The 18,688-nt window shown below is 73.8% G+C and carries 18 protein-coding genes and 1 riboswitch; of the genes, 7 read left to right on the forward strand and 11 right to left on the reverse strand.

Annotation, left to right across the window (positions count from 1 at the left end; translation table 11 throughout):
- Positions 1-64 precede the first annotated feature (64 nt).
- The 5 genes from ACSUPR_RS24945 to thiO form a co-directional block, all read right to left on the reverse strand.
- Positions 65-724 (reverse strand): response regulator, encoded by a 660-nt coding sequence (locus ACSUPR_RS24945; protein ID WP_436887151.1) that lies wholly within the window; start codon positions 722-724, stop codon positions 65-67.
- 108 nt (positions 725-832) lie between these two features.
- Positions 833-2,794, reverse strand: coding sequence for a Stk1 family PASTA domain-containing Ser/Thr kinase (gene pknB, locus ACSUPR_RS24950; RefSeq protein ID WP_436887152.1), 1,962 nt, complete (start codon positions 2,792-2,794; stop codon positions 833-835).
- A 516-nt stretch (positions 2,795-3,310) separates the two neighbouring features.
- Complete coding sequence (locus ACSUPR_RS24955) at positions 3,311-4,069, reverse strand: thiazole synthase (RefSeq protein WP_436892137.1); 759 nt, start codon at positions 4,067-4,069, stop codon at positions 3,311-3,313.
- A 14-nt stretch (positions 4,070-4,083) separates the two neighbouring features.
- Positions 4,084-4,299 (reverse strand): sulfur carrier protein ThiS, encoded by a 216-nt coding sequence (gene thiS / locus ACSUPR_RS24960; protein ID WP_436892138.1) that lies wholly within the window; start codon positions 4,297-4,299, stop codon positions 4,084-4,086.
- Between the two features lie 5 nt (positions 4,300-4,304).
- Positions 4,305-5,456, reverse strand: a complete 1,152-nt coding sequence (gene thiO, locus ACSUPR_RS24965; RefSeq protein WP_436887153.1) for a glycine oxidase ThiO — start codon at positions 5,454-5,456, stop codon at positions 4,305-4,307.
- 63 nt (positions 5,457-5,519) lie between these two features.
- Positions 5,520-5,629, reverse strand: a riboswitch (TPP riboswitch).
- 101 nt (positions 5,630-5,730) lie between these two features.
- Between thiO and ACSUPR_RS24970 the strand changes: the two genes are divergently transcribed.
- Both ACSUPR_RS24970 and thiE read left to right on the forward strand, forming a co-directional pair.
- Complete coding sequence (locus tag ACSUPR_RS24970; RefSeq protein WP_436887154.1) at positions 5,731-6,090, forward strand: Rv2175c family DNA-binding protein; 360 nt, start codon at positions 5,731-5,733, stop codon at positions 6,088-6,090.
- Between the two features lie 89 nt (positions 6,091-6,179).
- Positions 6,180-6,845, forward strand: coding sequence for a thiamine phosphate synthase (thiE, locus tag ACSUPR_RS24975; protein ID WP_436887155.1), 666 nt, complete (start codon positions 6,180-6,182; stop codon positions 6,843-6,845).
- A gap of 107 nt (positions 6,846-6,952) precedes the next feature.
- Here thiE and ACSUPR_RS24980 read toward each other — a convergent pair whose 3' ends face one another.
- The 4 genes from ACSUPR_RS24980 to ACSUPR_RS24995 all read right to left on the reverse strand — a co-directional run bounded on the left by ACSUPR_RS24980 (position 6,953) and on the right by ACSUPR_RS24995 (position 11,533).
- On the reverse strand, positions 6,953-7,951 hold the full coding sequence (locus ACSUPR_RS24980) for a zinc-binding dehydrogenase (RefSeq protein ID WP_436887156.1): 999 nt from the start codon (positions 7,949-7,951) through the stop codon (positions 6,953-6,955).
- Positions 7,952-8,090: 139 nt separating this feature from the next.
- The gene (locus tag ACSUPR_RS24985) at positions 8,091-8,984 is read right to left on the reverse strand and encodes an SDR family oxidoreductase (protein WP_436887157.1); all 894 of its coding nucleotides are present in this window, start codon (positions 8,982-8,984) and stop codon (positions 8,091-8,093) included.
- Positions 8,985-9,052: 68 nt separating this feature from the next.
- A complete protein-coding gene (locus tag ACSUPR_RS24990) occupies positions 9,053-10,324 on the reverse strand; it encodes a DUF418 domain-containing protein (RefSeq protein WP_436887158.1) in 1,272 nt (423 codons plus the stop codon).
- Positions 10,325-10,450: 126 nt separating this feature from the next.
- Complete coding sequence (locus ACSUPR_RS24995; protein ID WP_436887159.1) at positions 10,451-11,533, reverse strand: polyprenyl synthetase family protein; 1,083 nt, start codon at positions 11,531-11,533, stop codon at positions 10,451-10,453.
- A 227-nt stretch (positions 11,534-11,760) separates the two neighbouring features.
- Here ACSUPR_RS24995 and metF point away from each other — a divergent pair, with 227 nt between their 5' ends.
- Positions 11,761-12,603 (forward strand): methylenetetrahydrofolate reductase [NAD(P)H], encoded by an 843-nt coding sequence (gene metF, locus ACSUPR_RS25000; protein WP_436892139.1) that lies wholly within the window; start codon positions 11,761-11,763, stop codon positions 12,601-12,603.
- Here metF and ACSUPR_RS25005 read toward each other — a convergent pair.
- A complete protein-coding gene (locus ACSUPR_RS25005) occupies positions 12,536-13,150 on the reverse strand; it encodes an N-acetyltransferase family protein (RefSeq protein WP_436887160.1) in 615 nt (204 codons plus the stop codon). The two genes, metF and ACSUPR_RS25005, sit on opposite strands and share 68 nt — an antisense overlap.
- A gap of 342 nt (positions 13,151-13,492) precedes the next feature.
- A complete protein-coding gene (gene bldD, locus ACSUPR_RS25010; protein ID WP_220559933.1) occupies positions 13,493-13,987 on the reverse strand; it encodes a transcriptional regulator BldD in 495 nt (164 codons plus the stop codon).
- A gap of 483 nt (positions 13,988-14,470) precedes the next feature.
- Between bldD and pyrR the strand changes: the two genes are divergently transcribed.
- The 4 genes from pyrR to carA all read left to right on the forward strand — a co-directional run bounded on the left by pyrR (position 14,471) and on the right by carA (position 18,677).
- Positions 14,471-15,157 (forward strand): bifunctional pyr operon transcriptional regulator/uracil phosphoribosyltransferase PyrR, encoded by a 687-nt coding sequence (gene pyrR, locus ACSUPR_RS25015; RefSeq protein WP_436887161.1) that lies wholly within the window; start codon positions 14,471-14,473, stop codon positions 15,155-15,157.
- Entirely contained in the window at positions 15,157-16,065 is a 909-nt protein-coding gene (locus ACSUPR_RS25020; RefSeq protein ID WP_436887162.1) for an aspartate carbamoyltransferase catalytic subunit, read from the forward strand. Before pyrR ends, ACSUPR_RS25020 begins: the two co-directional genes overlap by 1 nt.
- Before the next feature lie 108 nt (positions 16,066-16,173).
- On the forward strand, positions 16,174-17,475 hold the full coding sequence (locus tag ACSUPR_RS25025; protein WP_436887163.1) for a dihydroorotase: 1,302 nt from the start codon (positions 16,174-16,176) through the stop codon (positions 17,473-17,475).
- A 53-nt stretch (positions 17,476-17,528) separates the two neighbouring features.
- Entirely contained in the window at positions 17,529-18,677 is a 1,149-nt protein-coding gene (carA, locus tag ACSUPR_RS25030) for a glutamine-hydrolyzing carbamoyl-phosphate synthase small subunit (RefSeq protein ID WP_436887164.1), read from the forward strand.
- Positions 18,678-18,688 lie beyond the last annotated feature (11 nt).

The raw sequence follows: 18,688 nt of genomic DNA on the forward strand, positions 1-18,688 counted from the left end.
CTCTGTACCGGTTCCGGCCCTCCGCGGGGCGTCCGCGCGGCCCCCGCCCCGGGCCGTGGCGCGGTCAGTCGTCGAGGCCCCGGTCGATGGCGTAGCGCACCAACTCGACCCTGTTGTGCAGGTGCAGCTTGGTGAGGGTGTTCTGCACGTGGTTCTGCACCGTGCGGTGGGCGATCGACAGCCGCTCCGCGATCTGCTTGTAGGCCAGGCCCTTGGCGACCAGGCGCAGCACCTCGGTCTCGCGCGGGGTCAGCGCGGGGGAGCCGTCGTCGCCGCTGCCTCGGGAGGACGAGAGCCTGCGGTACTCGCCCAGCACCAGTCCGGCCAGGCCCGCCGTGTACACGGCCTCGCCGCGGTTCACCCGCCGCACCGCGTCCAGGAGTTCGTCGCGGCCCGCGGACTTGACCAGGTAGCCGGTGGCCCCGGCCTTCACGGCGGCCAGCACGTCGTCCCCGGCGCCGCTGGCCGACAGCACCAGCACCCGGGGAGGCTCGGCCAGCGCCGTCAGGCCCGCCGTCAGCTCCACCCCCGTCATGTCCGGCAGGTGCAGGTCGACGATGGCCAGGGTGGGCCGGACCGCCGGGGCGATCCGCAGCGCCTTGGCCCCGTCCCCGGCGGTCCCGACCACGGTCACACCGGCCTCGTCGAGGTCGCGCGCGACCGCGTCGCGCCACATGGGGTGGTCGTCCACGACCAGGACCCGGATCCCCTCACTGCTCTCCATGCCGGGACCTTATACCGATCCGCTCCGCGGGGCGCCTCCTCCGTCCGCTCCCGGCCGCGACGCCGAGGGGGCGTGCCGCACGGCACGCCCCCTCGTCCACACGGAGGATCAGTCGTCGTCGTCATCCTCCTCGAAGGCGAAGGGCGTCGCGGTGATCGTGATCTCGGTGCCCTCGGGCGCCTCGCCGGTGAGCGACTGGTCCGAGACGATCCGGCCGCCCAGGATGCGCTCCACCTTCACCTTGAACCCGGCCTCCTCGAGCTCCTTGCGGGCGTCCTGGACCCTCATGCCCACGACGTCGGGGATCTCCACGCCCGGCGGGCCGGTGGAAACGGTCAGCTCGACCTCGCCGCCCGCGCTCAGGGTGGTGCCGCTGTCGGGGTTCTGGCTGATGACCAGGCCCTTCTCCACGTTGTCGCTCTCGGCCTCGACGATCTTCACCGTCAGGCCCAGCTCCTCCAGGGTCCGGGTGGCGTCCTCGGCCTTCTGCCCGGCCAGGGGCGGGACGTCGATGCCGCGGCTCACCTCGAAGGTGACGGTCGACTCCCGGTCGGCGGCCTCGCCGGCCGCCGGGTCGGTGGAGATGACCTGGCCCGGGGGGACGCCCTCGGCGTCGACGGCGTTCTGCGCCAGGTTCTCCGGGGAGAAGCCCAGGTCCTCCATCTCCTTGAGCGCGTTGGCGATGTCCTCGCCCTCGAAGTCGGGCATCTCGACCTCGCGAGGGCCCTGGGACAGGTGGAGGGTCACCTCCTCGCCGGGGAGCAGCCGCTCACCGGCCGCGGGCTCCACCTCGCCGACGGTGCCCGCCGCCTCCTCGCTGTAGATGCGCTCGTCGGCGACCAGGCACTTCAGGCCCGCGTCGCGCACGGCGGCGCATGCGGTCTCCTGCTCGGCGCCCACGATCTCGGGCACCTCCTCGTACCGGCCGACGAGGAACCACCACCCGGCGACGAACACGGCCAGGGCCAGCACCGCGGCACCCGCCCCCAGCAGCACGCCGCGGCCGCGCCGCGCCGGGGCGCCGTCGTCGGGGTAGTCGTCCCGGTAGCCGTCGTCATCGTCGTAGGGGTCGGCCGGCCCCATCTCCACGATCATGGTCGCGTTCTCGGTGCCCGGCCCCGCCCCTCCGGCGATGAGCTGGGGGGCGGTGACGGAGGCCGTCGCCGCGGCCGCCGGGGCGACCGGGGGCAGCGGGGCGCCGCCCCCGGGCGGCGCCTCCGGCAGCCGGTGCAGCACCTCCAGCACCTTGGCCAGGAACTGCCCCGCGTTGCCCGGCCGGTAGCGGGGGTCGCGCTCGGTGGCCTTGGTGACCAGCGCGTCCACCTCCGGCGGCAGCCCCGGCAGGAAGTGCGAGGGGCGCGGAACGTCCTCGTTGACGTGCTGGTAGGCGATCGCGATGGGCGTCTCGCCGGTGTGCGGCTGGCTGCCCGTGAGCAGCTCGTAGAGCATGATCCCGGCCGCGTACACGTCGGTGCGCGCGTCCGCGGCGCCCCGCTCGATCTGCTCGGGCGCCAGGTAGGCGGCGGTGCCCATGAGGGTGCCGGTGCGGGTCAGCCCCTGGGTGGACTGCTCGACCGCGCGGGCCAGGCCGAAGTCGGCGACCTTGATCCGACCGTCCTCGGTGATGAGCACGTTCTCCGGCTTGATGTCGCGGTGCACCATGCCGGCCTGGTGGGCGGCGCCCAGCGCGGCGAGCACCGGGGCCATCACCTGGAGGGCGTCGCGGGCGGACAGCCGACCGCGCTCCTTGAGCAGGGCGCGCAGGGTGCGCCCCGGCACGTACTCCATCGCCAGGAACACGTGCCCCCGGTCCTCGCCCTGGTCGAAGACCTGGACGACGTTGGGGTGGGAGAGCTTGGCGACGGAGTGCGCCTCGTTGATGAAGCGCTGGACGAAGGTCGGGTCCTGGGCCAGCGAGGGGTGCATCACCTTCAGCGCCAGCCGTCGGTCCAGCCTCAGGTCGTGGGCGACGTAGACGGTCGCCATCCCGCCTCCGGCGATCCTGGACTCCACGAAGTAGCGTTGGTCCAGGGTGGCGCCCACGAGCGGGTCGGAAGTCGTCATGTCCACGGCGGAGTAGTGTCCTTGCTGCGGGGAGCGCGGGCTGTCGCGGTCGTTGGCGCGTACCCGACACCGGGTGTCGAACCGACACGATAGCGGAAGCCCGCCCCGGGTCTGCCCCGCGGTTCACGGCCGCGCAGCCCCTGCTCCACGGGGGGTGGGACGCGCGGTCCTGGGTCGTCCTCGGGTGCGCGGCGTCCCTTCCGGACGGTGCGCACCCCTCTTCACGGTAGGGGATGGGGGCAACGCCGCGGCGCCGCCGCACCGAAGCCCGCCCCGGAGCCCCCCGTCCGGCGCTCTGAACAGCCAGAACGCCGCGGTCGCCCGGGGTGTCGCGGTGCGGCCCGGTGCGGGCCGCTCCACCGGCCCGGCGGCCGCATCCCCAGTACCTTCGTCGCACGCTGAGCGCTTTCGGTTCCGGATCGCTCGCGTGATCACGGAAGAGACGCGGTTCGCACGTGTTCGAGGTCTCTTTCCCGGCCGGCCCGCCCCGGGGCTCGGGGCGGGCCGGCGCGCGGGCCCCGCTCAGTCGGCGGCGGGGGAGGAGGCGCGGGCGTGGCGCCGCACCGGGATGCGTCCGGCCAGGCGGGCGGCCCGGCCGGCCCGCACCGCGTCGCGCATCGCCGCGGCCATGAGCACCGGGTCCTCGGCGCGGGTCACCGCGCTGGCCAGCAGCACCGCGTCGCAGCCCAGCTCCATCGCGAGGGCGGCGTCGCTGGCGGTGCCGATCCCGGCGTCCACGATCACCGGGACCGCGGCCTGCTCGACGATCAACTCGAGGTTGTGCGGGTTGCGGATGCCCAGGCCCGAGCCGATCGGCGCGGCCAGCGGCATCACCGCCGCGCAGCCGACCTGTTCCAGGCGGCGGGCGAGCACCGGGTCGTCGTTGGTGTAGGGCAGCACGGTGAACCCCTCGTCCACCAGCCGCTCGGCGGCGTCCAGCAGCTCCACCGGGTCGGGCAGCAGCGTGTGCTCGTCCGCCACGACCTCCAGCTTCACCCAGTCGGTGCCCAGCGCCTCCCGGCCCAGCCGTGCCGTGCGCACCGCGTCGGCGGCGGTGAAGCACCCGGCGGTGTTGGGCAGCGGGCGGATCTTGTTGCGCTCCAACACGTCCCACACCGAACCGCGGGAGCCCGGGGTGACCCGGCGCATGGCCACGGTGGTCAGCTCGGTGCCGGAGGCGGCCAGCGCCTCCTCCAGGACCTCCAGCGAGGGCGCCCCGCCGGTGCCGGTGATGAGCCGGGACCCGAAGGGGACCCCGGCGATGACCAGGGGGTCGTCGATGTGCTCGGTCACGGTCAGCCTCCCTGCACGGCGGTGAGGACGTCGACGCGGTCGCCCGCGCCCAGCCGGGTGTCGGCCCAGGCGGTGCGGCGCACCACCTCGTCGTTGACTGCGACGGCGATCCCGCCGGGGATCGCGCCGCCCCCGGCGGCGGTCAGGTCGCGCACGATCTCCTCGACCGTGACGGTGTCGGCGGCCTCACGGCGGTCGCCGTTGACGATCAGCTCCACAACTCTCACTTCCAGGTGGTCTCGCCGGTGCGGTCGGCGGCGAACCGCTCCGCGTACTCGGGCAGGGTCCCGGTGGTCAGGGCGCGGACCATGACCTCGCCGGTGACCGGGGTCAGCAGCACCCCGTGCCGGAAGTGCCCGCCGGCCAGGTGCAGGCCGGGGACCCGGGTGGGACCCAGCAGGGGTTCGTTGTCGGGGGAGCCCGGGCGCAGGCCCACGCACGTCTCGGTGACCTCCAGCTCGGTCACCCCGGGGACCAGCTCGCGGGCGTCCCGGAGCACCTGCCACAGCCCGCCGAGGGTCAGGGAGGTGTCGTGGCCCAGCTCCTCCTGGGTGGCGCCGATGACGACCTCGCCGTCGGCGCGCGGCACCAGGTAGACCGGGAACCCCCGGACCAGGCCGCGCACCGTCCGCTCCACCAGGGGCGGCTCCCCGGCGGGCACCCGGGCGCGCAGCAGCTGCCCCTTGACCGGGCGCAGCGGCGGCACCACGGCCTCGGGCAGGTCGATCCGGTCGCTCCAGCACCCGGCGGCGATCACCGCCTGGTCGGCGGGCAGCACCCGGCCGTCGGCCAGGACCGCCTCCAGGCGGGCGCCCCCGGGGCCGGGCGAACGCACGGCGGTGACGCGGGAGCGGACCTCGGCGACCCCGGCGCGGCCCCCCGCCACCGCCAGGGCGCGCAGCAGCAGGCGCGGGTCCACCGAGTGGTCCTCGGGGGCCAGCACGCCGCCGCGCACCGCGGGGGCCAGCATCGGCTCCAGGCGGCGGCACTCGCGGCCGGTCAGCCGCTCCGCGGCCACGCCCAGGCGCTTCTGTAGGTCGTGCAGGCGGTCCAGTACCGCCATGTCGTCGGCGTCGAAGGCGACCAGCAGGGTGCCGGTGGTGCGGTAGCCGGTGGCGACACCGCTCGCCTCCTCCAGCTCGGCGACGAAGCCCGGGTACAGGGCGGCCGAGCGGATGCCGAACTCCATGAGGGGCTCTTCGCCGAACACGGCCTCGGTGGCGGGGGTGAGCATGCCCGCCGCGACGGCGGAGGCGGCCCGGGCCCCGGCCGGGTCGGTGACGGGGTCGGGTTCGACCAGGGTGACCCGCAGCCCGGCCTGCGCCGCCCGCCAGGCGGTGACCCGCCCGGCCAGGCCGCCGCCGACCACGACCACGCCGTGGTCCCCGCCCGGTGCGTCAGAGGTAGGACGAATCGTTCCGGGGTGGTGCTCGGTGCGCACGGTGCTGCCTCCGCTCCCTTCGCCGGCATGATCCGGATCAGGTTCGTGCGGTCGGGGGCGGCAGCCCCCCTCTCAGCCGGGTCCACCCGGCTCCCGCGGGACGTCTGTGTTCGCCCCACATACTACGGCCCCCGGGCCGGGGCGTCCGAGCCGGAGCCCACGGCGCGCGGGGTGCCCGGGGAGACCGCGCTTGTGGCAGATTGGTGGGGTGACATCTAGTGATTCCAACCTCGACACGCTGGTCGGCGAGTGGCTGACCCTCCGGGAGGCGGCCGCGCCGCTGGGCGTGAGCCCGAACCGCATCAAGACGCTCATCCGCGAGAACCGCCTCATGGGCGTGGTCCGCGGCGGCGAGCTCTCGATCCCGGCCGCGTTCATCGACGGCGACGACCTCGTCAAGGGGCTGCCCGGCACGCTGGTCCTGCTCACCGACGCGGGCTACTCCACGGAGGAGGCGCTGCGCTGGCTCTTCACGCCGGACGACTCCCTGCCCGGCACCCCGATCCAGGCGATGCGCGAGAACCGGGGCACCGAGGTGCGCCGACGCGCCCAGAGCCTGGCCTTCTGACCGTCTCCGACGGGCCCTTCCCGGGGGGCGGGCGCGCCCGCGTCGCCCGCCCCCTTGGGTCCGCCGGGGCCAGCGCCTAGGCTGGGAGCGTGAGGACCAGCCACGGAACCAGCCTGCGCAAGCGCCTGGACGCATCCCTTCTGTACCTGTGCACGGACGCCCGCCGCGAGCGCGGTGATCTCGCGGAGTTCGCCGACGCCGCCCTGTCCGGGGGAGTGGACATCGTCCAGCTCCGGGACAAGGGCCTGGAGGCGCGCGAGGAGATCGCCGCCCTGGAGGTGCTGCGGGAGGCGTGCGAACGCCACGGAACCCTGCTCGCGGTCAACGACCGCGCCGACATCGCCCGCGCCGTGCGCGCCGACGTGCTCCACCTGGGTCAGCGCGACCTTCCGGTGCCCATGGCCCGCGACATCATCGGGTCCGACCCGCTGATCGGGCGCTCCAACAACGACATCGACGCCGCACTGGCCTCCGCCGAGGAGCCGGGCAGCGACTACTTCTGCGTGGGTCCGGTCTATGCCACGCCCACCAAGCCGGGTCGTCCGGCCGCCGGGACCGAGCTGGTGGAGCGCGCGGCCGCGCTGGACACCGACCGGCCCTGGTTCGCGATCGGCGGCATCGACCTCGACTCCGTGGACCGCGTCCTGGACGCCGGGGCCCGCCGGATCGTGGTGGTGCGCGCCATCACCGAGGCCGAGGACCCCCGTGCGGCGGCCGCCGCGCTGCGCGCCCGGGTGGCCGACCGGCGGGGCTGAGGGCCGCGACGGCCCCGGTACCGTGTCCGGGGCCGTTCCGCGTCCGGGGTCCGGCGCCGCCCGGCGGCCCGCCGGAAAAGCCATCCGCTCCCGCGGGTGGACCGGGCTCAGGGGACCAGCAGCACCTTGCCCAGGACCCGGCGCTCCTCCAGGGCCCGGTGGGCCTCCTCCGCCTGCTCCAGGGGCAGGGTGAGGCCGATGTGCGGGCGCAGGTCGCCTGAGCGGAGCAGCTCCAGGGCCTCCTTCAGGGCCGCGGCCCTCCCCTCGGTCCCCTCGCTGATGTCGAACAGGCCGAAGGCCCGGACCTTGTGCTCGCGGGCGCGGGCGGGCTCGATCTCGGCGAACCGGCCCCCGGCCGATCCGTAGCCGATGAACCGGCCGCCCTCGGCCACGGTGGTGAAGGCCGCCTCGCCGAGCGAGGAGCCGGCCCCGTCCAGCGCGGTGTCCACGCCGGTGCCGCCGGTCAGCTCCAGGACCCGGTCGGTCCATCCGGGCAGGGAGTAGTCGACCGTCTCGTGCGCGCCCAGGCTCCGGGCCAGGTCGAGCTTGGCCCCGCCCCGGGCGGCGGCGATCACCCGCGCTCCCGCCCGGCGGGCCAGCTGCACCGACAGGCTCCCGGCACCCCCGGTCGCCGCGGCCACCAGCACCGTCCGCCCGGGCCCGTACTCGGCGGTCCGGGCGAGTGCCAGCGCGGTGGGCCCGTCGTGCAGCAGGGCCAGCGCGTGCCGCGGGTCGACCCCCTCGGGGATCCGGACCAGGTCGGCCGCCGGGACCACCGCGCGCTCGGCGTACCCGCCGACGGGGAGCTGCGGTCCGCCGTCGTCCCCCTCACCGGTGTCCGCCACCACCCGGGCCCCGGTCCAGGAGGGGTCCACCCCCGCTCCGACCCGGGCCACCGTCCCGGCGACCCCGGTGCCGGGGACGTAGGGGGGGATCACGGGGAAGAAGTCGCGTCCCCAGCCCGAGCGGACCAGCACCTCCAGGTACATCACGTTGGCGGCCTCGACCGCGATCTCGACCGTGCCGGGCCCGACCTCCGGCTCGGGGACCTCCCGGGCCACCAGGACCTCGGGGCCGCCGAACCGGTCCACCCGTACCGCGCGCATATCTCTTCCCTCCGTGGTCGTCCGCCGCGTTCTCCGCGGCACCGCCCACTCTCTGACCTCAACCAATATTGAGGTCAAGTCCGCCTGAAGAGAGAGCGGACGGGAAGGGACGGATCCGGGGGAGGGTGTCCCGACCGGCTCACACCGACACGTGCGACAGAGCGCTCGGATGGCGGCGCAGGAAGCCCTCGATCGACCGGGCCGGGTGCCCGGTCAGGTTCCGGACCGCGGACGACACCACGTCCAGCTCCCCGGCCGCGATCGCCTCGTAGGAGGACACCCATCCCTCCACCTCCCAGTCGGGCGCGCCGGAGGCCTTGCGGGACAGCAGCGCCTCCTCCCGGGTCTCGGGCACGTACCGGATGGTCCGACCGGTCAGCATGCTCAACCTCTCCACGGTGGCCCCCAGGGACAGCGCCTCCGGGCCGGTCAGGTCGCAGGACGTGTTCTCGCACACCTCGATGGCCGCCGGGTCGGTCAGTACCGCCGCCGCCACGTCGGCGATGTCGTCGCGGGCCACCCACGCCACCCGCCCGTCCCCGGCGGGGCCGCGCACCACCCCGCCGTCGTCCACCCAGTGCGGCAGCAGGTCCAGGTACAGCGAGGGTCTCAGGAACGTGTACGCCACCCCCGTCGCCCGGATGTGCGCCTCGGTGAAGAAGTGCGTCCGCGCGAACGTGAACGTCGAGGCGGGCCCGGCCCGCAGGAACGACAGGTAGACGATGCGCGAGACCCCGGCCTCGACCGCCGCGTCCACCGCGCTCAGGTGGACGTCCATCCGGTCCTGGGTCTCCGTCGCCGAGACCAGGAACAGCGTGTCCACCCCCCGGCAGGCCCGCTCGAAGCCGCCGGTGTCCTCGTAGGCCGCCATGGCCGCGCTGCTGCCGGGGTACTCGGGCGCGCGGTTGATGTCGCGTACGATGAGCCGCTGAGCCCTCCCCAGCCGCGCGAGACGCGCGGCCACCCGCCCGCCCACCGCCCCCGTCGCCCCGGTCACCCCTATGGTGTGGTTTGTCATGTGATCGTCGCCCATGACACCCCATCCTGAATCACGAGGGCGTGCCGGGCACTCAGCGGCACGCCCGTTTTTGCACCCCCGGATCAGGGAGTGGTGCGCTCTTGGCCCGTGCCCCCGGACGCCCGCACGGCCTCCCGGGCGGTGCGCCGGTAGGCGAGCCTGCGCAGCAGCACCTCGGCCGGGCCCCGCACGCCCGTCCGCTCCATCAGGTAGGCGGCCACCACCGTGACCAGCCACACCCCGACCGCGTACAGGAACATCGTCCACGAGGTCAGGTGCGCGGCCAGGCCCAGGCCCCAGGCGGTCAGCACCGGGGCGCACAGCACCGACTGGGCCAGATAGGACGACAGCGACCGCTTGCCGGTGGCCGTGATCGCGGTCAGCACGACGCCGGGCTCGCGGCCGCGCCGCTGGATCGCGTGCGCGACCAGGGCGATGAGCGCGACGTAGCCCAGCCCGCCGAACAGTCCGGTGAACATGTGCGGCACCGCCAGCATCGAGGCCTGGGCGGCGTTCGGTTCCCACACGCCGACCTGCGCCAGCGCGTCGGGAAGCGCACCCAGCCAGGCGACCGGGAGGCCGAGTCCGGCGGTCCACCGCAGCAGCGCCAGGTGGCGGCCCGGCTCCTCCAGGATCCGGCGGCGGGCGGCCCAGAAAGCCAGCAGGATCATGGTCGGGACGACCAGGCCCACGAGCCCCTGGACCACGCTGAGCAGGGGCCAGACGAGCACGCGGCCGACGGCCGCGCCCAGGATCGAGGTCTGGGCCATGCTGTCGGCCATGCCGTCCATCGGGGAGCCCGCTCCCACATCCCCCGCCGGGGCGAAGGCCATCGCCAGGACGCTGACCGCGGTCAGCGCGGCGAGCAGCCCGGTGAACACGCCGGCCCACACCAGCAGGGTGGTGTCCCTGCGGCGCAGGAACAGCCAGCCCAGCAGCAGTCCGGCCAGGCCGTAGGCGCCCAGCACGTCGCCGAACCACAGCAGCAGCGCGTGGAAGAACCCGAACACCAGGAGCCACAGGTTGCGCCGCCGCAGCAGGGCGTTCACGTCCGCGGGGGAGGCGCCGGCGGCCTCCTGGCGCATCGCCAGCTGCACCATGCCGTACCCGAAGAGGAAGGCGAACATCGGGTAGCTGCGGCCGTCCACCACCACGATGGTGAAGAACTGCGCCACCGCGTCGAGCGCGCCCTGGGGCTCGGGGTGCGCATTCAGACCGCCCATGGGGACCGCCCAGAGGTACCAGACGGTGTTCGCCAGGGCGATGAACAGAAGCATGAACCCGCGTGCCAGGTCGGGGGCGAGCGCGCGCTCGCCCGCTCCGACCGGACCGCGCGCGGCGGTGTGCCGAGACATGGGGACGCCCCTCTGGTCGAGATATATCTCCTGTCGATTCAACCGGAGGGGCAACTCGGGCACAATGCACTTTCGTTGTACGAACAGCCCTGAAATCCCCCCTAGGGGGATACCCGAGCCCCGGCGTCAGTGCGTGCGGCGGGTGGCGGCCGCCACCAGCGCACGCAGCGGCTCGCGCGCGGAGGCGTCCAGTTCCGGGCTCTCCAGGGCGGCGAGGGCCTCCCCGGCGTAGCGCTCGACGAGCTCCTCGCAGGCGGCGAGCGCCCCGGACGACTCGATGAGCCCGCACATCCACTCCACGGACTCCACCGACAGGTCCGGCGCCCCCAGCAGGGCGGTGAACCGCGCGCCGTCGGCGGCCCCGGCACGGGCCAGCGTCTCGGCGACCACCAGGGTCCGCTTGCCCTCGCGCAGGTCGTCCCCGGCCGGCTTGCCGGTGGTGGAGGGGTCGCCGAACACCCCCAGCACGTCGTCGCGCAGCTGGAAGGCCACGCCCAGCGGCAGGCCGTAGGCGGTGTAGACGACCTCCAGCTCGGGCAGCCGCCCGGCCAGTGCGGCACCCAGGTGCAGCGGACGCTCGATGGTGTACTTGGCGGACTTGTAGCGCATCACCCGCAGGGCGGCCTCGCGGGTGCCGGTGCCGCGCACCTGCTCCAGGGTGTCCAGGTACTGCCCGGCCATGACCTCGGTGCGCATCGCGTCGAAGGGGCGGCGGCCCAGCGCCAGGGTGTCCTGGCCGAACCCGCTGGCCTGGTACATCTCGTCGGACCAGGCCAGGCACAGGTCGCCGATGAGGATGGCGGCCCCCCGGCCGAAGCCCTCGCTGTCGCCGCTCCAGCCGTGGTCGGCGTGCAGCTTGGCCAGCCGCTTGTGGGTGGCGGGCAGGCCGCGCCGGGTGTCGCTGTTGTCGATGACGTCGTCGTGGATGAGCGCGCACGCCTGGAGGAACTCCAGCGACGCCGCGGCCCGCACGATCCGACCGTCGCCCGCCGCGCCGCCCGCGCCGCGCCAGCCCCAGTAGCAGAAGGTGGGGCGCAGGCGCTTGCCCCCGGCGAGCATCGCCTCCAGCGCGTCCGCGGCCGGGGCCAGCTCCTCCCCGATCTCCAGCAGGGCGGTGCGGTGGTCGGCGCAGAACGCCGCCAGCTCCCGGTCGGCGTCGGCGCGGATCACGGACACGGGAGAGGCGGAGGAAGATGAGAAAGCGGCCATGAACAGCACATTAGCGGCTCGCCCCGGCCCGGCCGCCCCGATCCCGTGCAACCGCCCCCGCCGTGATCCCGCTCCGGGTCTCACTCCGTGGGACGTGTCTTCCGTGCGGCGGAGGGTGGTTGCATAAGGTGGAAGGCATGCTGGCAGCACCGACGCGCCCCGTGGCGCCCCGAACCCCCGCCCCCCGGGCGCGGCACATCCGTGACCTGCTCCACGCGGGCGAGCCGATGTTCTCCTTCGAGTTCTTCCCACCCCGGACCCCCGCGGCCCAGGAGAAGCTCTGGCTGGCCATCCGCCAGCTCGAGGCCCTGGGCCCCGACTTCGTCTCGGTCACCTACGGCGCGGGGGGCAGCACCCGCGGGATGACGGTGGAGACCACCGAGCGCATCGCCGCCGACACCACCCTGCTCCCGGTGGCCCACATGACCCTGGTCGACCACTCCGTCGCCGAGCTGCGCCACCTCATCGGCCGCCTGGCCGACGCCGGGGTGTCCAACATGCTCGCGGTGCGCGGCGACCCGCCCGGCGACCCCTCCGGCCCCTGGGTCGACCACCCCGAGGGCCTGACGTACTCCGAGCAGCTGGTCCGGCTCATCAAGGAGAGCGGCGACTTCTGCGTGGGTGTGGCGGCGTTCCCCTACAAGCACCCGCGCTCGGCCGACGTCGAGACCGACACCGACCACTTCGTGCGCAAGTGCGAGGCGGGCGCCGACTACGCCATCACGCAGATGTTCTTCGACCCCGAGGACTACCTGCGCCTGCGCGACCGGGTGGCGGCCCGCGGCTGCGACGTCCCGATCATCCCCGAGGTGTTCCCGGTGGTGCGCACCTCGTTCATCCCGCGCTCGGAGAAGCTCTCCGGCGCCCCCTTCCCGGCCGACCTGGCCGAGAGGTTCCACTCCTTCGGCGACGACGCCGAGGCGGTCCGCGCGTTCGGGATCGAGCACGCCCAGAAGATGTGCGAGCGGCTGCTGGACGAGGGCGCGCCCGGCATCCACTTCATCACCTCGAACCAGTCCACCGCCACCAGGGAGATCTACCGGGAGGTGTCGGGGCGCCGGAGCCGGTGAGCGGCAGGTCGGCCGCCATGATCGAGAAGGGGCGGTCGGGGCTGCCGGGGAACGAGAAGTCCTCCAGCACCTCGGCGAACCCGCAGGAGCGGTAGAGGTGGCGCGCCGCCGTGGGTCCGCTCCGGGTGGACAGCACCGCGGTGCGCTCGGGCCGTCCTTCGCACAGGGAGTGCAGGACGGCCCGGCCGATACCGCGGTTCTGCGCTTCGGGGCGGACGTGCACCTCGGCGATCTCGAAGGGGTCGGACAGCCACCGGCGCACCCCGGCCCGGCCCCGGGCCGCGCGCAGCCCCGAGGCGACGGTGTCGTGCCACCACTGGCCGCGCACACCGTGGAAGGCGTAGGCGAAGCCGACCGGTCGGCCCTCCGACAGCGCGACCACGGACCGGAAGCCCGGGTAGTGGGTGTGGGCGTTCATGACCGAGGCCCGCCCCGGGAGCTGCTCGGGCGGGGGTTCCATGGCCGCCTCGTACACCTGGAGGAGGGCGGGAACGGCGTGCGCGAAGGCGGCGGGGGCCAGCTCGCGCAGCTCGACATCGGCTACCACGGCTTCACCCTAGTCTCCCGGGGCCCTCCTGCGCCGGGTTTCGGTGTGGCCGATACCGGCATCCCGGCGCTCCGGGGCGCCCGCGGACGGCGTGCGGCGTGTCCCCGCGGGGGTCCTTGACGGGCCCTCGGGGTTGGGGTTGACTGGACTTCGTCGAACAGGAGTTCGACCAGTGCCGCCGGGGCGACCCGGTGGCGGCGGCGCGGCCGGATCGGGGAGGGGAAGCCCCGTGTCCGGCCGCGCCGTTCGCCGTTGCGCGGCCTCCTGGAAACGGCGAGGACCGGCCCGCCCCTCGGGGCGTGCCGGTCCTGTGGCGAGCGGATGCGATCCGGGCCGGAGCGGTCAGAAGGAGTCGACGGCGCGGCGGGCCTCCGGGTCGAGGATGCCCCAGTTGATGAGCTCCTCGGTCAGGTCGCCGGGCGACTTGTCGTAGATGACGGCGAGCGAGCGCAGGTCCTCGTGGCGGATGGACAGCACGCGGCCGTTGTAGTCGCCGCGCTGGCTCTGGATGGTGGCCACGTAGCGGGACAGCGGGCCGGCCTTCTCCTGGGGCAGCTGCTGCATGCGCTCCAGGTCGATGACCAGCTTGGGCGTCGGGCCCAGGGGCGCGGGTGCGGCGCCGCCGGGCAGCAGCTCCGACATGGGCACCCCGTAGAAGTCGGCCAGCTCGGCCAGCTTCTGCACGGTGACGGCGCGGTCGCCGCGCTCGTAGGAGCCCACCACGACGGCCTTCCAGCGTCCGTGGGACTTCTCCTCCACTCCGTGGAGGGACAGGCCCTGCTGGGTACGGATGGCACGCAGTCGCGCACCGAGGGACTTGGCGTATTCGGATGGCATCTTTTGTCGCTCCCGGCCGTGACAGTGGCTGGCGTGGTGGGGGGCGTCCGCGGGCCGGTCCGGCGCCGCCGGAGGTCACGGGGTGCAACCCCACCCGGTAATGGTTACAGACAGTGACGGTAGGGGGGTCTGCCCCCCAGGTCAAGCCGTTGGTGTGAAACGCGACTAATCGGTGGCCAAACCGTGCGTAAGTGAGAGACCTCTCATGTCAGGACTGATCGTGATGAGAAGTGCATCACGGCAGTGCGAAAAGCCCGATCTTTCAGGGAGTTTCGCATTTGTCGAGCATGTCAGGTGTGTGCGGAGGGTAGTCGTCACATCGCTCGTCGAGCTCGCCATCCCGTTTGTCTGTGTGACGAGAGTCACATTTGGGTGCGCCGCCCCCGAACCCGCCCCCGGTCGCCGCCGCCCCCGCTGGTAGCGTGAGCCCGATCGACATCCTTTAACGACCTGTTCTGTGAGGCAGGGAAGGGGGTCACTACTTTGCGTGCGCAAAAACCCACGACAGGTGACACGAGCGGCGGCGCGGAGCCGCCGGAGGCGCCCGAGGGCACCCGGGCCGTCCTCGACGGCAGCGAGATCGACCGCGCACTGACCCGCATCGCCCACGAGGTGCTGGAACGCACCAAGGGCGGACACGGGGTCACCCTCCTCGGAATCCCCTCGCGCGGCGTGCCCCTGGCCGCCCGCCTGGCCGGACGCATCGAACGCGTCGAGAACCTCGCCGTCCCCCACGGCTCCCTCGACATCACCATGTACCGCGACGACCTGCGGACCGCCCCGCCCCGGGCCCTGGGCCGCACCGAGATCCCGGCCGGCGGGCTCGACGACCGCGTCGTCGTCCTCGTCGACGACGTCCTCTTCTCCGGCCGCACCGTCCGCGCCGCCCTGGACGCCCTCAACGACCTGGGCCGCCCCCGCGCCGTCCAGCTCGCCGTCCTCGTCGACCGCGGCCACCGCGAGCTGCCGATCCGCGCCGACTACGTGGGCAAGAACCTGCCCACCTCGCTGCGCGAGAGCGTCACCGTCCGGCTCACCGAGACCGACGGCCACGACGCCGTCCTCCTCGGACCGTCCCGCCCGTCGCCCTCCACCACCCTCGACCGCGGACTGCGGCCCGGCCCCGACAGCCCGAAGAGGACCTCCGGCACCGAGGGGAAGGACTCCTGATGCGCCACCTGCTCTCCACCGGGGACCTCACCCGGGACGAGGCCGTCCTCATCCTGGACACCGCCGCCGAGCTCGCCCGGGTCGGCGACCGCTCCGTCAAGAAGCTCCCCACCCTGCGCGGCCGCACCGTGGTCAACCTCTTCTACGAGGACTCCACCCGCACCCGCACCTCCTTCGAGATCGCCGCCAAGCGCCTGTCGGCCGACGTCGTCAACTTCTCCGCCAAGGGCTCCAGCGTCTCCAAGGGCGAGAGCCTCAAGGACACCGCCCTCACCCTCCAGGCCATGGGCGCCGACGGCGTCGTCATCCGCCACAGCGCCTCCGGTGCCGCGCACCGCCTGGCGAACTGGGTGGACGGCTCCGTCCTCAACGCCGGCGACGGCACCCACGAGCACCCCACCCAGGCACTGCTCGACGCCTACACCATGCGCGACCGCATGGGCCGCCTGGAGGGCCTGCGCGTCGCCGTGGTCGGCGACATCCTGCACAGCCGGGTGGCCCGCTCCAACGTGCTGCTGCTCACCACCCTGGGCGCCCACGTCACGCTCGTCGCCCCGCCCACCCTGCTGCCCGTCTCGGTGCACACCTGGCCCTGCGAGGTCTCCTACGACCTCGACGAGGTGCTGCCCAAGTCCGACGTCGTCATGATGCTGCGGGTGCAGGCCGAGCGCATGCACGCCTCCTTCTTCCCCTCCGTGCGCGAGTACAGCCGGGGCTACGGCATCGACGGCGCCCGCCTGGCCCGCATGCCCGAGGACGCCATCGTCATGCACCCCGGCCCGATGGTCCGCGGCATGGAGATCTCCGCCGAGGTCGCCGACTCCCCGCGCTGCACCGTCGTCGAGCAGGTCGCCAACGGCGTCAGCCTGCGCATGGCCGTGCTCTACCTGCTGCTCGGCGGCTCCTGAACCACCCGGCGCGCCCGCACGCGGCGCGCCCGGCGCGACGCCGTGCCGACCACCGGCGCCCGCCCCGACGCACCTCTCCACGAACGACCACTGAGGAACGAAACCGCGATGCCCGACACCCACGGACCGCACCTGATCCGCGGAGCCCGCCCGCTCGGCGGGGACCCCGTCGACATCCTGCTCGTCGACGGCCGGATCGCCGAGATCGGAACCGACCCGGCCGCCCCCGAGGGCACCGAGGTCGTGGACGGCACCGGCCTGGTCGCCCTGCCCGGCCTGGTGGACCTGCACACCCACCTGCGCGAGCCCGGACGCGAGGACGCCGAGACCGTCGAGACCGGCTCCCGCTCCGCCGCCATGGGCGGCTACACCGCCGTGCACGCCATGGCCAACACCGACCCCGTCGCCGACACCGCCGGCGTCGTCGAGCAGGTCTGGCGGCTGGGCCGCGAGGCCGGGTACTGCGACGTCCGCCCCGTCGGCGCCGTCACCGTCGGCCTGGCCGGGGAGCGACTCTCCGAGATCGGCGCCATGGCCAAGTCGGCCGCCGCCGTCCGGGTCTTCTCCGACGACGGCATCTGCGTCTCCGACGCCCTGCTCATGCGCCGAGCCCTGGAGTACGTCAAGGCGTTCGACGGCGTCGTCGCCCAGCACGCCCAGGAACCGCGCCTGACCGAGGGCGCCCAGATGAACGAGGGCTGCGTCTCCGACCGCCTCGGCCTGCCCGGCTGGCCCGCCGTCGCGGAGGAGGCGATCATCGCCCGCGACTGCCTGCTCGCCCAGCACGTCGGCTCGCGCCTGCACGTGTGCCACGTCTCCACCAAGGGCTCGGTCGACATCATCCGCTGGGCCAAGGCCCGCGGCTGCGACGTCACCGCCGAGGTCACCCCGCACCACCTGCTCCTCACCGAGGACCTGGTGGAGAACTACGACCCGATCTACAAGGTCAACCCGCCGCTGCGCACCGCCGAGGACGTGCAGGCACTGCGGGAGGGCCTGGCCGACGGCACCATCGACGTCGTCGCCACCGACCACGCACCCCATCCCAAGGAGGCCAAGGAGACCGAGTGGTCCACGGCCGCCATGGGTATGGTCGGCCTGGAGACCGCCCTGGCGGTCGTGCAGAAGACGATGGTCGACACCGGCCTGCTCACCTGGGCCGACGTCGCCGACCGCATGTCCGCGGCGCCCGCCCGCATCGGCCGGGTCGCCGACCACGGCCGCGGCCTGGCGGTCGGCGGACCCGCCAACGTCGTCCTCTACGACCCCGCCGCGCCCTACGAGGCCGACGGCGCGGCCATGGTCACCAAGAGCAGCAACACGCCCTTCCGGGGCATGACCCTGCCCGGCCGGGTGCGCGCCACGTTCCTGCGCGGCGCCCCCACCGTCCTGGAGGGGCAGATCAAGTGAAGAACGCAGTGAGCGGCGCCCAGGCAGCACCTGGTCCCGCAGAGGGGGGAAACGTGTCAGAGGCAACCGCCGCACCGGCGATCCTGGTCCTGGAGGACGGCCGGGTCTTCCACGGGCGCTCCTTCGGTGCGACCGGCGAGACCTTCGGGGAGATCGTCTTCAACACCGGCATGACCGGCTACCAGGAGACCCTCACCGACCCCTCGTACCACCGCCAGATCGTCGCGATGACCGCGCCGCACATCGGCAACACCGGCGTCAACGACGACGACCCCGAGTCCGGCCGCATCTGGGTCGCCGGGTACGTCGTCCGCGAACCCGCGCGCATCCCCTCCAACTGGCGCGCGCAGCGCACCCTCGACGAGGAGCTGCGCCGCCAGAACGTCGTCGGCATCGCCATGACCGGCACCCGCGCCCTCACCCGCCACCTGCGCGACAAGGGCGCCATGCGGGCCGCCGTCAGCAGCGTCGAGACCGACCCGAAGGCCCTGCTGGCCCGCGTCCTGGAGCAGCCCCGCATGTCCGGGGCCGACCTGGCCGGCGAGGTCAGCACCGAGGCGCCCTACGAGGTCCTGCCGCCCGAGGGCGTCGAGACCCGCTTCCACGTGGCCGCCGTCGACCTGGGCATCAAGGCCATGACGCCCCAGCGGCTCGCCGAGCGCGGCTGCAGGGTCACCGTCCTGCCCTCCTCCGCCACCGCCGAGGACCTGCTCGCCCTGGACCCGGACGGCGTGTTCTTCAGCAACGGCCCCGGCGACCCCGCCACCGCAGACGGCCCCGTCGCCGCCATGCGCGGGATCCTCGACGCCGGCAGGCCCCTGTTCGGGATCTGCTTCGGCAACCAGATCCTCGGCCGCGCCCTGGGCCTGGGCACCTACAAGCTGCCCTTCGGCCACCGCGGCGTGAACCAGCCGGTCATCGACACCGCCACCGGCAGGGTCGCCATCACCAGCCAGAACCACGGGTTCGCCGTCGAGGCACCGCTAGAGGGCACCTTCGAGACCCCCTACGGCCGCGCCCGGGTCAGCCACATCGGCCTCAACGACCAGGTGGTCGAGGGACTGCGGCTGCTGGACCGCCCCGTGTTCAGCGTCCAGTTCCACCCGGAGGCCGCCGCGGGCCCCCACGACGCCGCCGGGCTCTTCGACGAGTTCGTCGACCTGATGTCCGCCGCCCAGCCCACCGCGGCTGCCGAGAAGTAAGGAACCAAGAG

The organism is Nocardiopsis dassonvillei (assembly GCF_964273065.1).
Taxonomy (GTDB): Bacteria; Actinomycetota; Actinomycetes; order Streptosporangiales; family Streptosporangiaceae; genus Nocardiopsis; species Nocardiopsis dassonvillei_B.

Bases quoted from the DNA above. Each gene is read 5' to 3' on its own strand.
- ACSUPR_RS24945 (WP_436887151.1), bottom strand. From the start codon at position 724: ATGGAGAGCAGTGAGGGGATCCGGGTCCTGGTCGTGGACGACCACCCC.
- ACSUPR_RS24980 (WP_436887156.1), bottom strand. From the start codon at position 7,951: ATGCGCGCGGTACGGGTGGACCGGTTCGGCGGCCCCGAGGTCCTGGTG.
- ACSUPR_RS24985 (WP_436887157.1), bottom strand. From the start codon at position 8,984: ATGGGCGACGATCACATGACAAACCACACCATAGGGGTGACCGGGGCG.
- ACSUPR_RS24990 (WP_436887158.1), bottom strand. From the start codon at position 10,324: ATGTCTCGGCACACCGCCGCGCGCGGTCCGGTCGGAGCGGGCGAGCGC.
- ACSUPR_RS24995 (WP_436887159.1), bottom strand. From the start codon at position 11,533: ATGGCCGCTTTCTCATCTTCCTCCGCCTCTCCCGTGTCCGTGATCCGC.
- metF (WP_436892139.1), top strand. From the start codon at position 11,761: ATGTTCTCCTTCGAGTTCTTCCCACCCCGGACCCCCGCGGCCCAGGAG.
- bldD (WP_220559933.1), bottom strand. From the start codon at position 13,987: ATGCCATCCGAATACGCCAAGTCCCTCGGTGCGCGACTGCGTGCCATC.
- ACSUPR_RS25020 (WP_436887162.1), top strand. From the start codon at position 15,157: ATGCGCCACCTGCTCTCCACCGGGGACCTCACCCGGGACGAGGCCGTC.
- ACSUPR_RS25025 (WP_436887163.1), top strand. From the start codon at position 16,174: ATGCCCGACACCCACGGACCGCACCTGATCCGCGGAGCCCGCCCGCTC.